Source organism: Ruminococcus sp., from assembly GCF_016283395.1.
On sequence record NZ_JAEEMU010000047.1, the window covers coordinates 73428 to 94952 of the forward strand.

The 21525-nt window shown below is 46.3% G+C and carries 20 protein-coding genes; 10 read left to right on the top strand and 10 right to left on the bottom strand.

What is annotated here, in order from left to right:
• Nucleotides 1-418: 418 nt before the first annotated feature.
• The 4 genes from polA (at nucleotide 419) to QZZ41_RS12000 (ending at nucleotide 4906) form a co-directional block, all read left to right on the top strand.
• Nucleotides 419-2956, top strand: a complete 2538-nt coding sequence (gene polA, locus QZZ41_RS11985) for a DNA polymerase I (RefSeq protein ID WP_295072391.1) — start codon at nucleotides 419-421, stop codon at nucleotides 2954-2956.
• A gap of 134 nt (nucleotides 2957-3090) precedes the next feature.
• The gene (gene rimI / locus QZZ41_RS11990) at nucleotides 3091-3543 is read left to right on the top strand and encodes a ribosomal protein S18-alanine N-acetyltransferase (RefSeq protein WP_295072393.1); all 453 of its coding nucleotides are present in this window, start codon (nucleotides 3091-3093) and stop codon (nucleotides 3541-3543) included.
• A 157-nt stretch (nucleotides 3544-3700) separates the two neighbouring features.
• Nucleotides 3701-4711 carry a tRNA (adenosine(37)-N6)-threonylcarbamoyltransferase complex transferase subunit TsaD gene (gene tsaD / locus QZZ41_RS11995; protein WP_295072396.1) on the top strand — a complete coding sequence of 337 codons (1011 nt, stop codon included), beginning with the start codon at nucleotides 3701-3703 and terminating at the stop codon, nucleotides 4709-4711.
• Between the two features lie 3 nt (nucleotides 4712-4714).
• On the top strand, nucleotides 4715-4906 hold the full coding sequence (locus QZZ41_RS12000; protein WP_295072399.1) for a DUF6472 family protein: 192 nt from the start codon (nucleotides 4715-4717) through the stop codon (nucleotides 4904-4906).
• Here the strand turns inward: QZZ41_RS12000 and QZZ41_RS12005 are convergent.
• Nucleotides 4903-5433, bottom strand: a complete 531-nt coding sequence (locus tag QZZ41_RS12005; protein ID WP_295072402.1) for a hypothetical protein — start codon at nucleotides 5431-5433, stop codon at nucleotides 4903-4905. The two genes, QZZ41_RS12000 and QZZ41_RS12005, sit on opposite strands and share 4 nt — an antisense overlap.
• A gap of 106 nt (nucleotides 5434-5539) precedes the next feature.
• Here QZZ41_RS12005 and QZZ41_RS12010 point away from each other — a divergent pair, with 106 nt between their 5' ends.
• Together QZZ41_RS12010 and QZZ41_RS12015 are read left to right on the top strand one after the other, a co-directional pair.
• Complete coding sequence (locus QZZ41_RS12010; protein WP_295072405.1) at nucleotides 5540-6703, top strand: CPBP family intramembrane glutamic endopeptidase; 1164 nt, start codon at nucleotides 5540-5542, stop codon at nucleotides 6701-6703.
• Nucleotides 6704-6712: 9 nt separating this feature from the next.
• Nucleotides 6713-7174, top strand: a complete 462-nt coding sequence (locus QZZ41_RS12015) for a nucleoside deaminase (RefSeq protein ID WP_295072408.1) — start codon at nucleotides 6713-6715, stop codon at nucleotides 7172-7174.
• 19 nt (nucleotides 7175-7193) lie between these two features.
• Here the strand turns inward: QZZ41_RS12015 and QZZ41_RS12020 are convergent, their stop codons facing one another.
• From QZZ41_RS12020 to QZZ41_RS12055, 8 genes are all read right to left on the bottom strand, one after another.
• Nucleotides 7194-8165 (bottom strand): hypothetical protein, encoded by a 972-nt coding sequence (locus QZZ41_RS12020; RefSeq protein ID WP_295072411.1) that lies wholly within the window; start codon nucleotides 8163-8165, stop codon nucleotides 7194-7196.
• Nucleotides 8158-9600, bottom strand: coding sequence for a spore germination protein (locus tag QZZ41_RS12025; RefSeq protein ID WP_295072413.1), 1443 nt, complete (start codon nucleotides 9598-9600; stop codon nucleotides 8158-8160). Before QZZ41_RS12025 ends, QZZ41_RS12020 begins: the two co-directional genes overlap by 8 nt.
• A gap of 585 nt (nucleotides 9601-10185) precedes the next feature.
• On the bottom strand, nucleotides 10186-10512 hold the full coding sequence (locus tag QZZ41_RS12030; RefSeq protein WP_295072416.1) for a hypothetical protein: 327 nt from the start codon (nucleotides 10510-10512) through the stop codon (nucleotides 10186-10188).
• Between the two features lie 115 nt (nucleotides 10513-10627).
• Entirely contained in the window at nucleotides 10628-11467 is an 840-nt protein-coding gene (gene nadC / locus QZZ41_RS12035; RefSeq protein ID WP_295072419.1) for a carboxylating nicotinate-nucleotide diphosphorylase, read from the bottom strand.
• Nucleotides 11468-11712: 245 nt separating this feature from the next.
• Entirely contained in the window at nucleotides 11713-13050 is a 1338-nt protein-coding gene (locus QZZ41_RS12040) for a D-alanyl-D-alanine carboxypeptidase family protein (RefSeq protein ID WP_295072421.1), read from the bottom strand.
• Between the two features lie 36 nt (nucleotides 13051-13086).
• On the bottom strand, nucleotides 13087-14544 hold the full coding sequence (locus QZZ41_RS12045) for an FAD-binding protein (protein ID WP_295072423.1): 1458 nt from the start codon (nucleotides 14542-14544) through the stop codon (nucleotides 13087-13089).
• 226 nt (nucleotides 14545-14770) lie between these two features.
• The gene (locus tag QZZ41_RS12050) at nucleotides 14771-16426 is read right to left on the bottom strand and encodes a DAK2 domain-containing protein (protein WP_295072426.1); all 1656 of its coding nucleotides are present in this window, start codon (nucleotides 16424-16426) and stop codon (nucleotides 14771-14773) included.
• 41 nt (nucleotides 16427-16467) lie between these two features.
• Nucleotides 16468-16827, bottom strand: coding sequence for an Asp23/Gls24 family envelope stress response protein (locus QZZ41_RS12055; RefSeq protein ID WP_295072429.1), 360 nt, complete (start codon nucleotides 16825-16827; stop codon nucleotides 16468-16470).
• 255 nt (nucleotides 16828-17082) lie between these two features.
• Between QZZ41_RS12055 and QZZ41_RS12060 the strand changes: the two genes are divergently transcribed.
• The 4 genes from QZZ41_RS12060 (at nucleotide 17083) to recG (ending at nucleotide 20600) form a co-directional block, all read left to right on the top strand.
• Nucleotides 17083-17301, top strand: coding sequence for a DUF4236 domain-containing protein (locus tag QZZ41_RS12060; RefSeq protein ID WP_295072432.1), 219 nt, complete (start codon nucleotides 17083-17085; stop codon nucleotides 17299-17301).
• Nucleotides 17302-17311: 10 nt separating this feature from the next.
• A complete protein-coding gene (locus QZZ41_RS12065; protein WP_295072435.1) occupies nucleotides 17312-18082 on the top strand; it encodes a TIGR00282 family metallophosphoesterase in 771 nt (256 codons plus the stop codon).
• Between the two features lie 133 nt (nucleotides 18083-18215).
• Nucleotides 18216-18476, top strand: coding sequence for a stage V sporulation protein S (locus QZZ41_RS12070; protein ID WP_009984312.1), 261 nt, complete (start codon nucleotides 18216-18218; stop codon nucleotides 18474-18476).
• A gap of 87 nt (nucleotides 18477-18563) precedes the next feature.
• Nucleotides 18564-20600, top strand: coding sequence for an ATP-dependent DNA helicase RecG (recG, locus tag QZZ41_RS12075; protein ID WP_295072440.1), 2037 nt, complete (start codon nucleotides 18564-18566; stop codon nucleotides 20598-20600).
• A gap of 40 nt (nucleotides 20601-20640) precedes the next feature.
• Here recG and QZZ41_RS12080 read toward each other — a convergent pair whose 3' ends face one another.
• Nucleotides 20641-21516 (bottom strand): magnesium transporter CorA family protein, encoded by an 876-nt coding sequence (locus QZZ41_RS12080; RefSeq protein ID WP_295072445.1) that lies wholly within the window; start codon nucleotides 21514-21516, stop codon nucleotides 20641-20643.
• Nucleotides 21517-21525: the final 9 nt, after the last annotated feature.

The window sequence follows — 21525 nt, forward strand, 5'->3', positions numbered from 1 at the left end:
AACCAAACGTCCCTCTAATACTATTATATCTGTTTTTTGTCAATGTGTCAATAGACATAAGGCACATTTTGACAGTATTTTTTCAGAATAGCAATATTACCTAAAGTTATTGCATTTTTTGCTCTGAGAGCCGAAATCGGCGGCAAACCGTTGCTGTGATATATAAAAAAAGGAACTTTGTTATATTTTTGTCAGTTTTGGCATGCTGTGACAGCCCCGATCATGTCTCAGTCCGACTCTGCAACAGCAATTTTTGCACACTTTTCCGATTTTTCGCAAAAAAATGCAAAATCTTTTTCATAGTCATTGATTTAATTATAAATGTGTGATATAATAAAGAGTGCTATATGTATAGAACTGTCAGTCTTATCCTCTCAGTCGAAAAAATGACGGCTGACAGCTGAAAAAGGAGCTTGCCATGAAACTTCTCGCTATAGACGGAAACAGTATCCTTAACCGTGCATTCTACGGTATAAAGCTGCTTTCAAACAAAAAAGGTGAATTCACCAACGCCATATTCGGCTTTATGAATATATATATGCGCAACATAAGCGATGTCAGACCTGATGCGGTGGCTGTTGCTTTTGATCTGCGCACTCCCACATTCAGACACAAGGCTGTATCCTACTACAAGGCTAACCGCAAGGGTATGCCGCCCGAGCTCGCAGAGCAGCTGCCGAGAGTAAAAGAGCTTCTCGGTCTTATGGGCGTAAAGGTAGTGGAATGTGAGGGCTACGAGGCTGATGACGTACTGGGTACGCTTTCCAAGCTCTGCTCTGACAGTGGAAATGGATGTTATGTACTCACAGGCGACCGCGACAGCTTGCAGCTCATCGACGACAAGGTAACTGTCATACTCGCTACAAATAAGGAGAATATTTACTATACTCCCGAAAAGTTCAATGAGGATTACGGATTCGAGCCCATAAAGCTCATAGACCTTAAAGCTCTTATGGGCGACAGCTCCGACAATATCCCAGGAGTTGCAGGCATAGGTGAAAAGACAGCCTCCTCACTTATAAAGGAGTACGGCTGCATTGAGACTCTCTACGAAAAATATGAGGACTCCTCACTTACAAAGGGCGTAAAGGCAAAGCTTGCCGCTGGAGCTGACTCCGCAAAGGAGAGCAAATGGCTGGCAACTATAGTCCGCGATGCTCCCATAGATACTGACCTTGAAAGCTACAAAATCGGCGAGACCGATACAGCGGCTGTGAGCCGTATGCTTTCAGACCTTGAGATGTTCAAGCTCCTTGACAAACTTGGTATAAGTGCTACTGAGGGCACTAACTCTGCTCCCGAAATCAAGGCAGAGGAAGCACCTGTCATAAATGCGCAGGTTAGCCAGCTCAGTGAGGATATCATTGCAAAGCTCACCGAATGCGAGTATCTTTTCCGCGATGATAAGCTCTCTGTACGCAGCGGCGACAATGTATACACTGCCGAGGACGAAAAGCTTATTGCAGCTTTCTTCGCTTCGGAATGTGATAAATCCACCGATGACGCAAAAGCACACTACCGCTGGGCTATGGCTCACGGCGGTGAACTGAAAAATATAAAAAGTGACGCAGCTATCTGCGGATATCTGCTGAATACATCTGCTTCGGACTACGCTGTTGACAAGCTCTGCGCCGAGTACGGCGTTCACTACTACAGCGAAAACGGCGAACTTGCCGAGCTTCTCTCGCTGAACGGACTTGTAAAGAAGCTCCGCGCCGAGATAGATAAAGAAGGCATGACCGAGCTTCTCGAAAAGGTAGAGCTGCCCCTTACGGAAGTCCTTGCTTCTATGGAGGACTGCGGCATACTCATCGACCAGCAGGGCGTTAAGGACTTCGGAGTGTACCTGTCGGAGATGATAGAAGAAACTCAGCAGATGGTATATGACGAGGCAGGTCACGAATTCAACATCTCCTCACCGAAACAGCTTGGAACAGTCTTGTTCGAGGAAATGGGACTCCCTGCAAAGAAAAAGACAAAGAGCGGCTACTCCACAAACGCTGAGGTACTGGAAGAGCTGCGAAACTATGCTCCTATCGTTGACAATGTGCTGAAATACCGTCAGTACACAAAGCTTAACTCCACTTACGTTGCAGGACTTCTTGACAAAGTTGCTCCCGACGGACGTATCCACACATGGTTCAGACAGACTGAGACACGTACAGGACGTATAAGCTCAACAGAGCCTAATATGCAGAATATCCCAGTCCGTACAGAGCTTGGCGCGAAAATGAGAAAATTCTTCACAGCCGCTGAGGGCAGAACTCTCATTGATGCCGACTACAGCCAGATCGAGCTGAGAGTTATGGCACATCTCTGCGGCGATGAAAATATGACCGAAGCATTTACTTCGGGCGAGGATATACACACCTCAACTGCGGCGCAGGTATTCGATATGCCGCTGTTCATGGTGACTCCCGAGATGAGAAGTGCTGCAAAGGCAGTAAACTTCGGTATAATCTACGGTATCGGAGCTTTCTCCCTTGCAAAGGATATCGGAACTTCCGTTGCAAAGGCAAAGAAATATATCAACGATTACCTTGCGAAGTACCCGAAGGTAAATCAGTTCATGGAGACTACTGTTGACGATGCTTTCAAGAACGGCTATGTAACTACGATGTTCGGCAGAAAACGCCGTATCCCCGAGCTTTCATCGTCAAATAAGATGCTGCAGGCAGCAGGCAAGCGTATCGCTATGAACACTCCCGTGCAGGGAACTGCCGCTGACCTTATCAAAATAGCAATGATAAACGTATACAATCGCCTGAAAGCTGAAAAGCTTGACGCGAAGCTCATATTGCAGGTACACGATGAACTTATCATTGAGTCCGATGTATCATGCGCGGATAAGTGTGCGGAGCTTCTCAAAGAAGAGATGCAGGGCGTTTACGATATGAAAGTACCGCTTGCAGTTGACGTTCATCAGGGACACTCATGGTATGATGCCAAGGGCTAAGCAGCGTGACGCTGCACCCTTGCCACGTTGTCGCTCGTAAACTCGCTCACTTTTATCAAAAACGATAATCGTACATCGTTTATGGCACAATGTGCGTCCACAATAAAGAATACACATAAATAAGGTGAGAACCGATGAATAATTCTCAATTCTCAATTCTCAATTTTCAATTAAATTACGATGAGCTTTCCGCTCTTGACAAGCTGTGCGTAGGCTCGGAAGGCTGGTCTGCCGAGGACTTCCGTTCGGAAGCTGCCAAATCGGGCGGCATTGTACTTGCCGCATATGACGGCGACTGCCTTGCAGGTCTTATAGCAGGCTTCACAGCCGCAGATACGGGCGAGATACTTACTGTTGCTACTGCTCCCGAATACCGCCGCATGGGCGTTGCACGTATGCTCATGGAAACATTTTTAGCTATGATCCCCGAAGATGTTGAGAATATAGCCCTTGAGGTGAGAAGCTCAAATTTCGCCGCGATCTCTTTGTACGAAAGCTTCGGATTTGTAAAGGCAGGCGTAAGAAAGAGGTTTTACCACGATCCCGTTGAGGACGCGGACGTTATGGTGCTAAACAGAGACAAGTGATTAGTTATTAGTGCTTAGTTGTAGAAAATGCCACTTGCTCGTGTATGGCTTACGTAATAAATAACACGAACCCATGTAGGGGCGAACAGTGTTCGCCTATGAATAAACATATATGTAAACGGCAAATGCCGTATTAATAAATGAAAGAAGATATAGTATGCTTATACTTGGAATTGAAAGCTCCTGCGACGAGACCGCCGCAAGCGTAGTCAAGGACTGCCGCGAGATACTCTCCTCTGTCATATCCACACAGATAGAGGAGCACAAGAAGTACGGCGGCGTAGTCCCCGAGATAGCCTCACGACGGCACTGCGAGAATATCCTCGGAGTGGTACGAAAGGCTCTCGATGACGCAAATGTCAGTCTTGACGACCTTGACGGCATCGCAGTCACATATGCCCCCGGACTTATAGGCGCACTCCTTGTGGGAGTCAGCTTTGCTAAGGCTCTGGCTATGTCCTGCGGAAAGCCGCTTATCCCAGTGCATCACATCGCAGGTCATATCGCTACGAATTATCTTACATTCCCTGACCTTGAGCCGCCTTACCTCTGCCTTGTGGCAAGCGGCGGACACAGCCACATCATAGAAGTCCTGAGCTATACGAAATTCCGTGTAGTCGGCAGGACTCACGATGATGCAGCAGGAGAATGTTTCGATAAGTGCGCAAGAGCTATGGGATTTCCTTATCCTGGCGGAGTACACATAGACAATGCCGCTAAAAACGGCGACTCTGCTTCATTCAAGCTCCCTCACCCTGCCGTTGCGGGAAGTGAGTTTGATTTCAGCTTTTCGGGACTCAAAACAAACGTCATCAATCTGCTCCACAACGCCGAGCAGAAAGGCACGGACATAAACCGTGATGACCTTGCCGCAAGTCTGCAAAAGACTATTTCCGAAATACTCACAGACAAGACTATCCACGCGGCAGAAGCCCTCGGATATAAAAAAGTGGCTCTCGCAGGCGGTGTTTCCGCCAATACGGGAGTCCGCGCAGCACTGTCCGAAGCCTGTGCAGAACGAGGCTTTGAGTTCTATATGCCCGAGAAAAAGCTCTGCGGAGACAACGGTGCGATGATAGCCTGTCAGGGCAGCTACAACCTGCTTGCAGGAATAACCGCAGACGAAAGTCTCAATGCTGTAGCAACTCTTTCCATGGAGGATATATGACACATGGACAAGAAGAAAAAAGCCACCAACTGTGAGACCTGTACAAACTATGTCTATGACGACGACTATGACTGCTATGTTTGTATGATAAATCTCGATGAGGACGAGATGTATCGCTTCTTACAGGGCACTAATTACTCATGTCCCTACTACCGTCTCGATGACGAATACGGCGTAGTAAGGCATCAGAACTAATATATAATATGACTGCCTGCTGTACCGTCAGGATACAGCTCGGCGATCTCAGCGGTATGACCGATGCAGAGCTTTCCCAGGACTGTTATTATATCGCAGTCAGGAGCATTCCCCTGCTCTACAGCCTGCTTCGCAGCACCGATAAGTTTTTCAGTATCCCTTTCTTTCAGCAGTTCTCCACCATTACCACAATATACGACCAGACATGACGGCGATACTTTCCAATCGTTCAGCGCATGAACGAGTCTTTCCCTGCTCTCTGAACCGTCTGTTATTATAAGCTCGGTATATCCCGTAAAAACAGGCTTTCCTGTCTTAAATGCGGCAGCTTTCAAAGCATCACACATATCCTCTCCCGATGCTTCGGCAACTGTATCATCATCAAAGAAAGCGAGCACAAGATCACGTCCGTTTTCTCCTGATACAGCCGCTGCCCTGAGATAGCTTTTCTCGTGTATCTTCCCCGATGCACAACCTGTTAAAAAAACGAATAATAACGCTGGCAAAAGCAAAATAGGTTTCTTCATTTTCTCTCCTTATTCATAGATTGTTTAAATTATCAATCTAAAATATCAACACTGTCTCTGCTGAAATATGATACTATTATAATGAGAAATTGTAGGAGGTGAGCCAATGAAACTCACTGACACCTCAGGAAATACCATAATAAGTGTTGTCGATCAATTTGACTATTCGACCCAGAACCAGACCTATAACGATAATTTTAAAAAATGGCGAAAAGATAAAGATAATCCATATGCCTTCAATTTTGAACTTGACCGCAGGGAAAGTGTTTTTGTTGAAGGAAAAGGATTTGAAAACAGATCCGCTTCCAAAGCAGAGCGCGACTGCATTGGCAGAGTAATGAACATCATCGGCATTGCTATGCTTATGTGGATACTCATAGATAATATCATCAGTAAGCTTGTAATATCTGTTTTTGATTTCATCGGATTTGACCTGCACACTTCTTTTTTCAGTACAGGTCTTTACGGCGGAAGCCTTCAGGTAATAACCGCTCTTATCGTCACTTCATGCGTAAAGATCTTAGTGCCTGCGGTATATCTTCATAAGAAGCTCAGAATGCCCCCAAGACTTGAGTATATGAGCACACTCAATCATGCTTCTGATATGCTTGGAACTATCTGTATGACGCTGGCAGTAAGCACCGTTACCTGTCTGCCCAATATATACACCAACAGAACCATGCTGGTCTTTAACTACTTCCGCTCCATAAACGCCGATGCTTCGGTATGGAGCCAGAACCAGTTCGTTGTGTATACTATATTCGATATCGTTATCATATCCGTGCTGTATGAGCTTTTCTTCCGCGGTGCTATTTTCAATGCGCTCAGACAATTCGGCGACGTATTCGCTGTTGCGATAACAACAGCTATGTCTGGACTTCTGGTACAGGATTTCCGCGAACTTCCTGCTGCCTTACTTATCTCGATAATAGCTTCTATCGGTATGCTGCGCAGCGGAACTATCATAACAGCTATATTCGTTCAGATATGCTTCAAGATGTACAGGCTCGCACTTGTGCTCCTTGAGGACAGCTCTCCCGATAAGATATTCCTTAAACGAAATACTTTCATGCTCGTTGTATTCGTTATAGGAGCAATAGGAGTTATGATGCTATATCTTATAAAACGGAAAAAGAAAGAGCATCATATCGCTGAATTCAACTCTAAATATACAGACACTCAGCGACTGGGAATAGCCTGCAAAAGCTTCCCCGTACCTGCTATAGTATGCCTTTGTCTGCTGGCTGCTTGTATAAAAATGTTCTTTTAGGTGGATTTAATGGAAAAATATATGCAGCGAGCACTCGAACTCGCTCAGATGGCTTTTGATGAGGGCGAAGTCCCTGTAGGAGCTGTGGTAGTCAAAAAGACTACGGGAGAAATAGTCGGCGAGGGCAGAAATATGCGCGAGACTGCAAAGAACGCACTTGCTCATGCAGAGATAATAGCTATCGACGCTGCCTGCAAAAAGCTCGGCGGCTGGCGGCTGCCCGACTGTGCTATCTACGTTACTCTCGAACCCTGTCCCATGTGCTGCGGAGCTATCATCAATTCAAGGATAGATAATGTTTACTTCGGTGCATACGACGTAAAAAGCGGCTCTGCCGTATCTGTACAGAAAATGTTCGAGTTCCCGTACAATTATCGCCCCGAAGTCACAGGGGGCATCATGGAAAAAGAATGTGCCGATATCCTTTCGGATTTCTTCCGAAAGCTCAGAATTAAAAAAAGCCGCAATTGATACGCGCCTGTCCGCTGCTTTATGCAGCGGATTTTTTCGCGCCATAGGGCGCGAATATCAGCGCGGCAGCTGCCGCGCAGGCGCGTACGATAAGCAGCTCACGTCCCGATATCATCAGTGCAGCACCTATGATAAGCACGATGACCGTACTGCTCCGCCAGCGCACAAACTGAGGAAATATCTGCTTGATGAGATATGCACCTGTCATTACCTGCAATGCCGCAGAAAAGACTGCAAACACTGCAAATATCACCAGAAACAGCGCGTCTATGCGCTGCGCGTCAAAGGGCTGTGACAGCTGTACCGCAGTTATAACAGGAAAAGGAGTTACGGACATTATTCCGCCTGATACAGCAAGCACAGTCAGTATCAGTACAGCCGATACTATCGCCTTTGCCGCAAAATACCACACAAATGCCTTTGAACGCTCCCCTTTTACTGCTCCCGACAGCACCGCCATACTTCCGAGACTTCCGCTGAGAGCCGTTCCTCTTGCAATTTCGTAAAATAATCCACTCTTTTCGGGAACTGCAATATTCTCCCATTCGGCATTTAATACCGCACTTGCAAAATCTATCCCCAGACAGAATATACCTGCCGCTGCTGCGATCACCGCAGCTCTCGCAACAGGCTTTATTCCCGTTGACGAGCTGTAAAGACACACAAGTGCGATAAGTCCTGCTGTTAAAAGCCGTCCACTGACTCCGCTGCCGCTTTCGGACGGTATATATACAGCACCACTTGTCCGCCAGAGTGCAGAAAACAGCGTTCCACCGAAAAATACCGTATACGCCAGATAAAAAACAGCTGCCCATTTTTTCAGCTCAGTCCCCTTTGCCGCAAGAACCAGTGCAGCAAGCAGCTGCAAGGCTATGCCTGCAAGAACTCCGTATAATGTTTGAAGAGACATATTGCCGCTGAAGCAAAAAAGCTCGAACATATCCGTTATGAGCAGAAGTGCAGCCAGCTGACTTTTTGAGATGCTATTCATGGTATTCCTCCACAGTAAAGCCGCGGCTTTGCATTTTCTTCATGCCTATACGCACAGCCGTGTCACCCATGCCTTTCCTTTTGAACGGCGACAGCGGAGCTGTATACGGAAAGCCGTAATCCTCAGTTGCACATATATTCACAAGCACCGCACAGGCAAGGAGACTTATGCCGAAAAGTCCCAGTATACCGCCGACTACCACAAAAGCAAACCTCAGCACTGTCACCTGCGGATTAAGCTCGGGCACTACAAGTCCGCCAAGCACGGAAAGTGCAGTCATGGTAAGCAGAGGAGTGCTGACAAGTCCCGAATTAACTGCCGCATCACCGATGATAAGTCCGCTTATTATACTGACTGCTCCGCCCACGGGCTTAGGCAGTCTTACTCCTGCCTCCCGTATTATCTCATACATGAGCAGTACGAAAAGTGCCTCTGTCAATATGGACAGCGGTGCTTTTTTCTCGGCTTCGACAAGAAGCATGAACAGCGTACTGTTCAGTAATTCGGGGTGATACATCACTATCGCCACATAAAAGGACGGCAGCAGTACTGCCGCAAGAAAAGCCGCATATTTCAGCCAGCGAATAAATACCGCGTAGTACGGCTTATAGGCGTAATCGTCAAGTGTCTGGAAGCTCTCACAAAACAGCCGCGGTATCACTATTGCATAGGGGACTCCGTCCACAAGCAGGGCTACCCTGCCCTCGATAAGCTTTGAACACAGCACATCGGGACGCTCGGTAGTACCTGTGGAGTCGAATATCTCAAAGCTGCCGTTTTCAACGAATGGACGCAGATATCCTGTAGTCAGTATGGCTTCGAGTTTAACATCATCAAGTGAGCGGCGGACCTTTTCCATGAGGGATTTAGGCACACGGTCTTTCATATAGCAGAAGCAAAGGTCGGTATGGCTCTTTTCGCCCTTGGTGAACAGCTCCATGACCAGCTCGGGACTTTTAAGCCTCCGCCGTATCTGCGACATATTTGTGCGGATAGTCTCCGTAAAGCCCTCGTGTGCTCCCATGATATTCCCTTCGCCTGAGGGCTCCTGCACTCCGCGGGAATTATAGCCCTGCACTCCGAAAGCAAGTCCGAAGTCCACACCCTCGGCGATAAGCACAGCAAATCCCGAATTAACAAGCTTAAAAAGGGTATCATAGTCATTGACCTGCGGTCGGTCAGTGGACAATAAAAGCTGCTCGTTTATATAATGGAACAGTCCGTGAGATTCCTTTTGCTGCGGTATATCGGTTATGGGCTCGAATATGAGCTCGGTTATGACTGATGTTGACACCATGCCCTCACAGCAGACCAATGCGCAGTGTATGCCGCCTGTAACGAAACGATTTATGAGCAAGTCCGACGAACCGCCCGAAATACGGCGTATCTCCCTGATACTGTCATCAAGTGACGGCAGCAGTCCTCCTTTTTCCATACATCTCACCTCAGCGGTATTATGTGCAAGGCTTGCATGAATATGCATATATTTAGCCATTAGCCTTTAGGAAGCGGCTGCGCCGCTTGTAGGGGCGGATAGTATCCGCCCGAAATACTAATATACCAAGAATATGAACGGGATTCCAAAGGGACTGTGTTCCTTTGGCAGAGTGACTCCCCATAAAATGGGGAGATGTCGCAAAGCGACAGAGGGGACGTACCGGTTAGGTCAGAGACGGCGTCTCTGGTCGCTGTTCCCAGCTTTCAAAGAACAGCGAAATAATACGAAGGCGCACCGCAAGGGGTGAATCAAAAAACAGTCCAGTGGACTGTTTTTTGAGAGGGGACGCCCTGCAAGAGAGGGCGTCCCTTAAAAAAACAAAACCGCCTGCACTGTGAATGTTCCACAAGTGCAGACGGTGATTTTTATGCATAACATAGAAGTCATATTTATATATTCTGATATTCAATGGTTTTACATTGAAATTTCACGTTTTTATGCCCTTTTATAGAGGGCGTACCTACAATGAATTAAAAACCAAACCGCCTGTACTGTAAAAATTCACACTACAGGCGATAACTTTTATTTACATTTATATTTGGAATAAATCTTCCGATAAGCAAGGTACAGCAAAGGTATTCCTGCAACCGAACCGACAATGATAACTATACCTGCTGCTTCTGAGTTCAGAGCTCCCAGAACAGCAGCCAGCCAGAAAATTGCAGAAAAACAGAGCCACATGATACCGTTTGCTCTGTTGTAGGCTGAGATATCCGAGATCTCACTTTCTTTGACCTCTTTCCCCGACCAGAACCACATTGGCTTTTTTCGTTTCCATGCGTAAATGCCAAAACAGATGAAAAATATGCCTATGGGTATCGTAAGCATAAGCCAGAACATTAATTCCATTATGATTGCCCCCTAAAACTGTTTTAAGATATGGTTATCCTTCCGAAAACATCTTAAATGTGTGCCCCTATATCAAAACGGCGTTCCCTACTGATCACTATTCACTAATCACTGATCACTTTTTGATCTTCATGGATATATCAAAGCACTTTACTGAATGAGTAAGCGCACCAAGTGAGATTATATCCACGCCTGTCTCGGCAACTGCGCGGATATTCTCAGCAGTAACATTACCCGAAGCTTCAAGGAGAGCGCGTCCGTCAGCAATTGCAACAGCCTCTTTCATTTCGTCACAGCTCATATTGTCCAGCATGATTATCTCGACCTTAGTATCAAGAGCTTCGCGGAGCTCGTCAAGTGTACGCACTTCCACCTCTATCTTGACAGTATGACCTATCTTCTCACGGAGTGCATTTACAGCAGCAGTTATACCGCCGTAAGCGTCTATGTGATTGTCCTTGAGCATAGCCGCATCAGAAAGGTTGAAGCGGTGGTTCTTTCCGCCGCCAACAGTTACTGCGTACTTCTGAAGCGCACGGAGTCCGGGAAGTGTTTTTCTTGTATCGGTAACAGCAGCCTTTGTGCCCTTTACCAGCTCCACGCACTTATTTGTGGCAGTAGCGATGCCCGACATATGCTGTAATAGGTTGAGGGCTGTTCTCTCGCCTTTAAGAAGTGTAAGAGTACTTCCTTCAAGCTCTGCGATGATATCGCCTTTCTGCACCTTTGTGCCGTCATTGAGAAGTATCTTGAAATCAACATCTCCGCCAGCAAGGTCGAAAACTCTCTTAGCTACCTCGATACCGCAGACAACTCCCGAATCCTTTGCAACGTAGTAAGCGGAGCTTCTGTGGTCAGCAGGAATAAGGTTATCCGCAGCAGCGTCAATGTAGTTTATGTCCTCCATAAGTGCAGTTGTGATTATATTGTCAACATAGCATTGTAAAAGCTTCATATTAATGTTCCTTTCAAATAAAGTTGCCGAACCCATGAACGGGATTCCAAAGGGACTGTGTTCCTTTGGCGAAGTCCAGAGGCAGCGCCTCTGGTGGGGTGTGGGGTAAAGCCCCACAGTTACAAAGCGCCTCGCAAAGGGTGAATTCAAAAACAGTCCAGTGGACTGTTTTTGAAGAGGGAACGCCTTGCAAGAGAAGGCGTTCCCTTAATGGACGTTCTAAAGGAGCCCCTGCCAAACGTAAATTATGATTTGTATTTAGAGTCTATACACAGGAACTCTTCAAGTGTAAGTCCCGAATCATATACCTCTTTCGCAAGCTGTTTGCCGAGGTAGCGAACGTGCCAAGACTCGTACATATATCCCGTTATATTCTCCTTGCCCTCGGGATAGCGGATAATAAATCCATACTTCCAGCAATTTGCTGCTATCCATTTAGCCTGTGGAGTACCGTTGAATGATGAGCTTGCATTGTTTATATCCATAGCCAGACCTGTCTGATGCTCGGAATGTCCTGCTCTTGCGGAATAAGTATCCGCAGCAGCCTTGCCGTCACGGGCAACATAGCCGTTATAGAGCTGATTCTGATATGAATATGAACGATAACCCGAGCAGATAGTTAATTTATATCCTGCCTTTGAAGCATCGGCAGCCATTGTATCGAAAGCAGACTGCGCCTCGGGAAGTATCTTGCCCGGATCGTATGCGGACGGCAGAGAATAGGTCTTATTTGCGATAAGTATGCCGTTTACATAGGTAATTCCGTTCTTTACCTCTATCTCGCGGCGTGTAAAGGTCTCTTTCGTGCCGTCTGCCCATGTTACTGTAAAGTGCATGGAATCGGTATGTACTATAGTTCCCTCGGTATTATTATCAGTACTTCCCATGTGGAAAACGATATTCTTTCCGTCGGGAGCATACTCAAAACGGTTTATATTGCCGCTCTTGTCCGTGACCTTTCCGCTAAGACCGCTTATCTCGAAGTTCCTGCCTGCACTGGTCACCCATTTACCGCTGAGCATCTCACTTGCATTTACTGCATTATAGCTGAAAAATCTGAATGTTTCAGCTGTACCGTCGTCCCATTTGAGGACAAAGGCATTATCATTCTGCCATGTGATAAATGCGTTATCCTCTTTGCCCGATCTGCTCATTTTTATCGCAAGGATATCCTCTTCCGAGCCGATAGTGAAATCCTCGCTGCTGCCGTTTGGATATATCACCGTACCTGTGCCCTCACCAAAGCTGAAATAACGCTTTGAGCCTGCTTGGTCGGCTATCCATGTGCCTTTCGGCAGCAGAGTTTTATTAGAGAGAATGATATCCTGAAGTGCTGAGAGATCGAGCGAATCCACGGTACAGTCACCGTTGATATCAGCAGCTATCCGCTGTGTATCGTTAAGACCGTACCGTCCGAGAAGGTGATTTTTAAGTATCACCATATCGCTTACAGAAGTTCTGTCATCACGGTTAAGATCCCCACGAATAAGAGCTGTCGCAGCTTCAGCATGAAAAGCCGCAGAATTTGATGCCATTACAGTAGCCGAAACAACAGCTGCTTCAAAAACTCTCAGTTTTTTCATAATATCACCCCCATTGATATTTTTATACTAACGTTATTACTGCATTACCTCGCCAAGTATGATATAAGCAACAGTAACGATAGACTTTGCAAGCACGTAATCAGCGTCTACGAAATAACCGCCGTTCACAAGGTCCTCGCGTATCTCCTTTACACGCTTGAAGCCCTCTGCTGCTGCCTTTTTATCAGGAATGACAAAATAGCAGTTCTGGAGTATCTTTCTTGTCTCTGTACGAACTCCCTTAGGTATGCGCGGACTTCCCTGATGCGGATCAAACTCTGCCTCTTCAAAGTCCTTTGGTGCATTCGCAGCTCTTGATGCTATGCTGTTTGCAGCATGGCGTGAGAATACAAGTGCTTCAAGGAGCGAATTACTTGCAAGTCTGTTGCTTCCGTGAACTCCTGTATGCGAACACTCGCCGCAGGCATAGAGATTTGGAAGGCTTGTTTCGGAATTGTTGTCAACATCAATGCCGCCCATGAGGTAGTGCTGACACGGGAATATCGGAACAGGCTCTTTTGTAAGGTCATAGCCCTGCTCCAGAAGGTTTTTATATATCATCGGAAATCTGTTCTTGAGGAACTCGCTGTCCTTATAGCTTATATCAAGATAGAAATCCGTTGAATTCTGTTTGCGCGATTCAAGTATGATAGCGTGAGATACAACATCTCTCGGAGCAAGCTCCAGACGCTCGTCATAGTTGTGCATGAAACGCTCTTTTTTGCAGTTCAGCAGATATGCTCCCTCACCGCGTACAGCCTCGGAAATGAGAAAGCACTCGCGTGTAGCACGATTGTTGAAAGCTGTCGGGTGGAACTGCACATAGCTGAGGTTCTTTATCTTAGCACCCATTTCGTATGCAAAGGTGATACCGTCACCTGTTGCGATAGCAGAATTGGTCGTAAACTGGTAAACTCTGCCGATACCGCCTGTTGCAAGTATCATAAAGTGGCAGTTGCAGGTCTCATATGAATCATCAGGCAGTCTGAGAAATGCAGAATAGCCTGTTTTTGTCTGCTTCACACCGCACATAATTGTGTTTTCCATTATGGTCACGTTGCTGAGCTTCTGAACATTTTCAAGGAGAGTGGTAGTTATCTCCTTGCCTGTAGCATCGGCATGGTGGAATATTCTGTGGTGGCTGTGACCGCCCTCGAGAGTGCGGTGATAAGTACCGTCGGGATTTTTGTCAAACTCAACGCCAAGCTCGATGATACGCTCGATATCCTGTGCAGCCTCACTTACAAGAGTATGAACAGCGTCCACGTTGTTCTTGAAGCTTCCTGCAATAAGAGTATCATTCTGATGATACTGGATATTATCCGAAGGAGAATTATACACACCTGCGATACCGCCCTGAGCAAGTGAAGAATTGCACAGCGGAAGATCACGCTTGCAGAGTATGAGTATATTCAACTCCTTGGGCAGATTGATAGCCGCATAGAGTCCTGCTGCTCCGCAGCCTGCTATAATAACATCATAATTTTTAGACATGATACAAGACCATCCTTTACCAGAAAATCTTTACAACATTATTATAACATATAAAGGTCAACAAATCAATATTTACGGGCATAGAATTCACTTGCGTCCAACATTCAGCAAATAATGATTATTGAACAAAAAAACGCAGTTTTTAACCGATCATCCCTCTGTTAGTATAATCGTTTAAAAACTGCGATTGCAGACAAAAAAGCCCCCGTTTTTCGGGAGCTTTCCATCATTCAACTGAGATTATGTAGTAATATACGGGCTGACCGCCGTTTACGAGCATTACCTCTATCTTGTCGCTGAGCTTGGACTGTATGAACTTCTGAAGTTCCTCTGCATTCTCCTCGGGAACATCTGCGCCGTGGATAAGAGTAACGTAGCTCACATCGCCCTTTGAGAGCTTCTTTACAAGCTTGTATGTAGCCTTGTTTATATCACGCTCTGTGAATGAGAGCTTGCCGTTGTCAAGAGCCAGTATCTCGCCCTCTTTTATCTGGTGTCCCTCAAACTCGGAGTCTCTTGCCGCAAAGGTGATAAGACCTGTTGAGACTTTCTCGAATGCCTTTGTCATATCTATGCGGTTCTCGTTGAGAGAACGACTCTCGTCAAATGCCAGCATAGCAGCTATACCCTGAGGTATGGTCCTTGTCTGGAGCACGCAGACCTTTCTGTCTGTGAGCTTTACAGCCTGCTCTGCTGCCATGATGATATTCTTATTGTTCGGGAGCACGAATACTGTATTTGCAGGTGTTTTCAGTATTGCACGGAGTATATCGTCTGTGGACGGGTTCATTGTCTGTCCGCCCTTTACGACTACATCGGCACCAAGATCCATGAACATAGCTTCAAGACCGTGACCTGCTGCAACTGCAACGAAGCCGAATTCCTTTTCGGGTTCGGCAGGAGTAAGTCCCTCCTGTGCAGCCTGTGCGTCCTTGACCTTGTTTTCGTGCTGGATACGCATATTCTCTATCTTTGGACGCGGATCGTTGATAAAGTAGCCGAATTCAAGTCCCTTCTGAAGAGCATTGCCCGGATTATCGGTGTGAACGTGTACCTTTATTATCTTTTCGTCATCAACGACTACCACGCAGTCGCCGATAGTTTCAAGATATGCGCGAAGCTTTGATACATCTGGACAGTTATCGTTCTTTTCCAGCATAAACTCGGTACAGTATGTATATGTTATATCGTCATCATACTCGCTTACGGCTGTTCTGAAAGAGTCATTGGAGCTGTCCTGTGGAGCTGCCGACTCAGAAGGCTCGGCTATCTTGCCCCCTGCGAATACATCTGTCATAGCTCTGAATATAATGCAGAGTCCCTTGCCGCCTGCGTCCACAACGCCTGCTTTTTTAAGCTGTGGGAGCATATCCGTAGTCTTTTCCAGCACAGCCTCAGATTCATTGCAGACTTCCTGCCAGAAAGTAACTTCGTCATTAGTCTCAGCTGCTATCTCTCTTGCCTTTGCAGCTGCTGCCTTTACGACAGTGAGGATAGTACCCTCAACAGGCTTCATTACAGCCTTGTATGCTGCATCTACGCCGAATTGCAGAGCGTCTGCGAAATTCTCGCAGCCTGCCTCTGTGCAGCCTGAAAGTCCCTTTGAAAAGCCTCTGAATATAAGTGAAAGTATAACGCCCGAGTTTCCTCTTGCACCTCTCAGAAATGCCGAAGCTGCTGTGGAAGCTACCTCAGATACGGGAGCCTTTGAGTCAAGTCTCTTGAGTTCGGCAACGGAATTGCCTATTGTCATCGACATATTTGTACCTGTATCGCCGTCGGGAACAGGATAAACATTGAGCTCATCGACTTCGCGCTTTCTGTTATTGATAGTTATTGCAGCGGAGATAACAGCGTCTCTGAGTAAAGAACCGTGTATCACAGTAAAGTCCTCCAATTCTGTATGCAGTAAAAACTGCTCGCTTATGCGTTCATATCATCAACAAATACGTTGACCTTGTGTACATCTATACCCGCAGCTTCTTCAACTGCGAAGCTGACTTTATGAGTGATGCTCTTTACAGCGGCATTGATATTAGTGCCGTATGTCACTTTGATATGGAGATCTATGATAAGTCCGCCGTCCTTGTCGGTGCGGAGCAGTATTCCCTTGTTCTTTCTAAACGCCTTGCCTGCTGTAAGTGCAGATACTGCCGAACGGAACGTTGTCACGTTGCATACGCCTGCAACACCAAAACAGTCAACAACTGCGTGTTTTACGATCTCAACGAGATAGTTTTCAGAAATAGTGATCTTTCCGATATGATTTTCAAAGCCTACCATGGATCATCACTCCTTTTGTTAAAATGCAAATGCAGTCTGATAATGACCGCTATCCTATTGATTATACCACACTTTTTTGCTTTTTACAATACCTATAAAAAATTATATTAGGAAAAATACTTATCATATTAAAAAAATATAATATTTGTATTGATTATAGGCGAGTTTTGTGGTATTATAATAAAGATGTAATGCGAATTTTCGGCGGTCATCACTATTTACCGTCAGACTGACAGCTAAAAAGGGAGGTCTACTATGGGATTTCATTTCAGAAAAAGCTTCAAGATATTCAGCTTTTTGAAGTTCAACAAAAACAAGAAGGGCGGCAGCATATCCGTTGACGGTCCGACAATAGCGGGCAAAAAGGTCAAAGTTACCGTAAATAACAAGAAAAAGGCTACCGTAAGCCTACAGGGTACAGGTATCTCATACGATACTGACCTCAGCGGCAAAAAGAAAACAGGCAAGAAGTAATGGGAGAAATATGAAAAAACTACTCTTTATCGGCGATGTCGTTGGAAAAGCAGGCTGTGAATTCCTTTCGGCAAAGCTGAGCAGCATAAAACACGAAAATAATATAGACATAACTGTCGTAAACGGAGAAAATTCCGCACAGGGCAACGGTATAACCCGTGCTTCTGCGGAAATGATAATCAGAGCAGGTGCGGATATCATAACTACGGGAAATCACGCTTTCCGCCGCAAGGAAGCTCTTGAACTCTTTGACGAGGAATACATGGTGCGCCCTGCAAATTACCCCGAGGGCGGCTGTGTTGGAAGCGGATACCGCATACTGGACATGGGAGCGTACTCTGTAGCCGTTATCAATATGATGGGTACTGCCCTTATGGAGCCGCTGGATAATCCGTTCACCAAGATAGACGAGATACTTAGTAAAATAGATACCCCGAACATCTTTGTGGACTTCCATGCGGAGGCTACTTCCGAGAAAAAGGCTATGGGTCATTATCTTACCGAAAGGGTAAGCGGCGTTTTCGGCACTCATACACACGTACAGACCGCAGATGAGTGTATATTAGGCGGTCATACCGCATATATTACCGATGTGGGCATGACAGGTCCTGAAGACTCCTGCCTCGGTGTGGATTTCGCCTCAGTTATCAATATGTTCCGCTTTCGTATGCCTGTTCGCTTCATTGAGGCGGACAGTCCGTGCTTTCTTTGTGGAACAATAACTGAATTTGATGAAAAAAGTGGCAAATCGCACAAAACAGAAAGAATAATTATAAGATAGTCTACAAAGTTTGCAATAAGTACTTGCTTTTTTACCATTTATAGGGTATAATACAATTGTACAATAGAATAGCCTTAAGGCATATAAGACATAGTTATCGTACAAATATTTTTAACAGGAGGGTTATTTTGTAATGGAAATTCTGAAAGTATCATCACACTCATCACCTAATTCTGTTGCCGGAGCTATTGCCGGCGTTATCAGAGAACAGAAGGCTGTTGAAGTTCAGGCAGTAGGTGCGGGTGCGGCAAATCAGGCGATCAAGGCTATAGCTATAGCAAGGGGATATCTTGCACCAATTGGTATTGATCTCATTTGCATTCCTGCATTTGCTAATATCCAGATCGACGGCGAAGAGAGAACCGCTATCAAGCTTATCTGTGAGCAGAGATAATTGGTTTGGATCATCGGGCGGACTTTATGTCCGCCCTTTCTGTTTGTATTTTAGTCGTTTACCATAATTCTTTTTAAGGAGCAGCTTATGCCCACTACTCTTTTCAGCGAAATCGAATACCTAAAGGGCGTCGGAAAGGCTCGCGGCGAAAAGTACCGCAAACTCGGCATAAACTCGCCCTATGAGCTTATATATCACATCCCCCGAGACTACCTCGACTTCCGCACTCATGTGCCTGTTGCTCAGGCTGTCCTCGGTGACTATAATGTGCTGAAACTGACGGTATACAAGAAAATGCCGCCTCAGCGCATAAAAGGCGGACTTGTCATTTGCAAAGCCGCTGCTACCGACGGACTGAATGATATACTGATAGTTGTATATAACAACGTGTATTATTTTCAGGCTCTCAAAGAGGGCGAGACTTACTATATGTACGGCAAGGTGGCAGGTACGTTCCTGCGCAAGGAGATAAGCTCCCCTGTTTATATCCGCGCCGATGAAAAGGTACTGATACAGCCTAAATACCACCTTACTCAGGGGCTTTCCGTAAATATGGTGAGAACCAATATGCGGCAGGCTCTTGAACTTATGCGCAATGAGCCATTTGAGACACTTTCTGACGATATTTTAAGAAAATACGACCTCTGTCCCCTTATGTGGGCACTTGAAAATATACACTTCCCCGAAAGCGAGCTTACTGCCGAAACAGCAAGACGCAGACTTGCCTTTGACGAGCTTCTCAAACTACAGATAGGTATGTCTGTTATGAAGTCCAGAAGCCGCAGAAATACAGCATTTCAAATGGACAGCAGCGTTGATGTGAGCGCGTTCACGGAAGGACTGCCCTTTGAGCTCACCGACGACCAGAAAAAGGCTGTTTCGGAAATAGTATCCGACCTTTGCAGAAATGTCCCCATGAACAGGCTTTTGCAGGGCGATGTGGGAAGCGGCAAGACTGCTGTTGCAGCCGCAGCCTGCTATTTTTCCGCACAGAACGGTGTGCAGTCCGCGCTTATGGCTCCTACGGAGATACTTGCATCGCAGCATTTCAGCACTCTCAGCGGCTTCCTTGAACCTTTCGGTGTAAAGGTGTGCCTGCTGACAGGTTCGACTACTGCAAAGAAAAAGGCTGCCATACGCGAGCAGATAGCAGCAGGAGAGATCGATGTTATCGTTGGTACTCATGCCATAATACAGAAAGATGTGGAGTATAAGTCTCTGGGACTTGTTATCACCGATGAGCAGCACCGATTCGGTGTGGCTCAGCGAGCAGCTCTCGCCGAAAAGGGCGATGCTCCCCATAAGCTGGTAATGTCCGCAACTCCTATCCCCCGTACATTGGCACTTATCATCTACGGAGACCTTGATATATCCGCCATAACTCAGCTTCCAAAAGGTCGAAAGCCTGTAAAGACATACGCGGTCACAGGAAAGCTCCGCAGCCGTGCATTCGGCTTTGTACGCGAGCGGCTTGACGAGGGCAGACAGGCTTACGTTGTATGCCCCATGATAGAGGACAGCGAAAGCGAGCTTTTCGCCGTAAAGACTTACGCCGAGGAGGCTGCAAAAGGCGACCTTAAAGGCTACACTACCGCTCTTCTTCACGGAAAGATGAGGGCTGCCGAAAAGGACAAGGTAATGGAGAAATTCCGCAGCGGCGAGATACAGGTGCTTATCTGCACTACCGTTGTGGAAGTCGGAGTTGACGTGCCGAACGCCGCTGTAATGGTCATTGAAAATGCTGAAAGATTTGGTCTTTCTCAGCTTCATCAGCTCCGCGGACGAGTAGGCCGAGGAAGCTTCGAGAGCAGCTGCATCCTTATTACTGATAATACCACCGAGGACTGCGTAAAACGTATGAAGATAATGTCCTCGACTACCGACGGATTTAAAATATCGGAAGAGGACCTGAAAATGCGAGGTCCGGGCGACTTCTTCGGCAATGCTCAGCACGGTCTGCCGCCGCTGAAAATAGCGGATATCGCCTGCAATATGGAGCTTATGAACCGTGCTCAGACCTGCGCAAAGGAGCTCCTTGCAGATGATCCGCTGCTTGAAAAGCCACAGAACCGACCGCTGAAACTCGATGTAATGCGCCTTTTCAGTAAGGATATAATTGGATAAAACAGAAAAGCCATGAACGAAATAACGTTCATGGCATTTTTTATTTCTTCTTCCATTTAAGCAGCGCGAACGCTGTTACTATCGTAAGAAATCCCGTAAGTGCAAGCGCGACCCATGTATAGTTGAACGGTATATCTCCTGTATTGATACCGTAAAAAGCAAACATGATGTTCGGAATCTGAAGAACTATGGTGACGATAGTAAGTCTCCACATTACAAGGTTCAGATTATTCGAGATTATTGATGAGAAGCCGTCCATCATACTGGACAGGATACCCGTGTATATACTCGACATCTCGATTGCCTGCTTCATCTCGATAAGAACGTCCTCAAGAAGATCCTGATCTTCATCGTAGAGCTTTATTACTCTGCCGCGGAATATCTTCTCGATAGTTGCTTCGTTGGCTTTGAGTGAAGTGGAAAAATATACCAGTGACTTTTCAAGTGCAAGAAGCTGCATGAGAAGCTCGTTCTTCATAGCGTCGTGGAGCTCCTGCTCGGCAGCAGATGATATCTTATCTATCTGTTTCAGGTAGGTAAGAAAGAGTGCTGCTATCCTGAGAAGAAGCTGGAGCACGAATCTTGTCTTGAAATCAGGTCTGAGATTGCGTATGCCGCCTCTTGCGGCTTCATTGAGTATCTGTGTCTCTCTGATAGAGATAGTGAAAACGTAATCGTCGTTAACTATGATGCCCATTGGAAGGGTATAGAAATTCTTGGTCTTGTCGTCATCAATTGCAGATACAGGAGTATCTATGATGACAAGGGTCTGGTCGTCCTCACGCTCGATACGTGACGACTCCTCCTCATCTATCGAGGATTTTACAAATCCGCTGTCAAGACCGTAATCCTCTATAAGCTCCCTTACCTCCTGTGGAGTCGGGTCTACAACCGATACCCAGCAGCCTGCTTTCAATACAAGATT

Coding starts and splice junctions, on each gene's coding strand:
- QZZ41_RS12060 (WP_295072432.1), top strand. CDS start 17,083: ATGGGATTTCATTTCAGAAAAAGCTTCAAGATATTCAGCTTTTTGAAG.
- rimI (WP_295072393.1), top strand. CDS start 3,091: ATGAATAATTCTCAATTCTCAATTCTCAATTTTCAATTAAATTACGAT.
- QZZ41_RS12025 (WP_295072413.1), bottom strand. CDS start 9,600: ATGGAAAAAGGAGGACTGCTGCCGTCACTTGATGACAGTATCAGGGAG.
- QZZ41_RS12055 (WP_295072429.1), bottom strand. CDS start 16,827: ATGGTAGGCTTTGAAAATCATATCGGAAAGATCACTATTTCTGAAAAC.
- tsaD (WP_295072396.1), top strand. CDS start 3,701: ATGCTTATACTTGGAATTGAAAGCTCCTGCGACGAGACCGCCGCAAGC.
- QZZ41_RS12010 (WP_295072405.1), top strand. CDS start 5,540: ATGAAACTCACTGACACCTCAGGAAATACCATAATAAGTGTTGTCGAT.
- QZZ41_RS12065 (WP_295072435.1), top strand. CDS start 17,312: ATGAAAAAACTACTCTTTATCGGCGATGTCGTTGGAAAAGCAGGCTGT.
- QZZ41_RS12045 (WP_295072423.1), bottom strand. CDS start 14,544: ATGTCTAAAAATTATGATGTTATTATAGCAGGCTGCGGAGCAGCAGGA.
- QZZ41_RS12015 (WP_295072408.1), top strand. CDS start 6,713: ATGGAAAAATATATGCAGCGAGCACTCGAACTCGCTCAGATGGCTTTT.
- QZZ41_RS12040 (WP_295072421.1), bottom strand. CDS start 13,050: ATGAAAAAACTGAGAGTTTTTGAAGCAGCTGTTGTTTCGGCTACTGTA.
- recG (WP_295072440.1), top strand. CDS start 18,564: ATGCCCACTACTCTTTTCAGCGAAATCGAATACCTAAAGGGCGTCGGA.
- QZZ41_RS12070 (WP_009984312.1), top strand. CDS start 18,216: ATGGAAATTCTGAAAGTATCATCACACTCATCACCTAATTCTGTTGCC.
- QZZ41_RS12000 (WP_295072399.1), top strand. CDS start 4,715: ATGGACAAGAAGAAAAAAGCCACCAACTGTGAGACCTGTACAAACTAT.
- QZZ41_RS12020 (WP_295072411.1), bottom strand. CDS start 8,165: ATGAATAGCATCTCAAAAAGTCAGCTGGCTGCACTTCTGCTCATAACG.
- nadC (WP_295072419.1), bottom strand. CDS start 11,467: ATGAAGCTTTTACAATGCTATGTTGACAATATAATCACAACTGCACTT.
- polA (WP_295072391.1), top strand. CDS start 419: ATGAAACTTCTCGCTATAGACGGAAACAGTATCCTTAACCGTGCATTC.
- QZZ41_RS12005 (WP_295072402.1), bottom strand. CDS start 5,433: ATGAAGAAACCTATTTTGCTTTTGCCAGCGTTATTATTCGTTTTTTTA.
- QZZ41_RS12030 (WP_295072416.1), bottom strand. CDS start 10,512: ATGGAATTAATGTTCTGGCTTATGCTTACGATACCCATAGGCATATTT.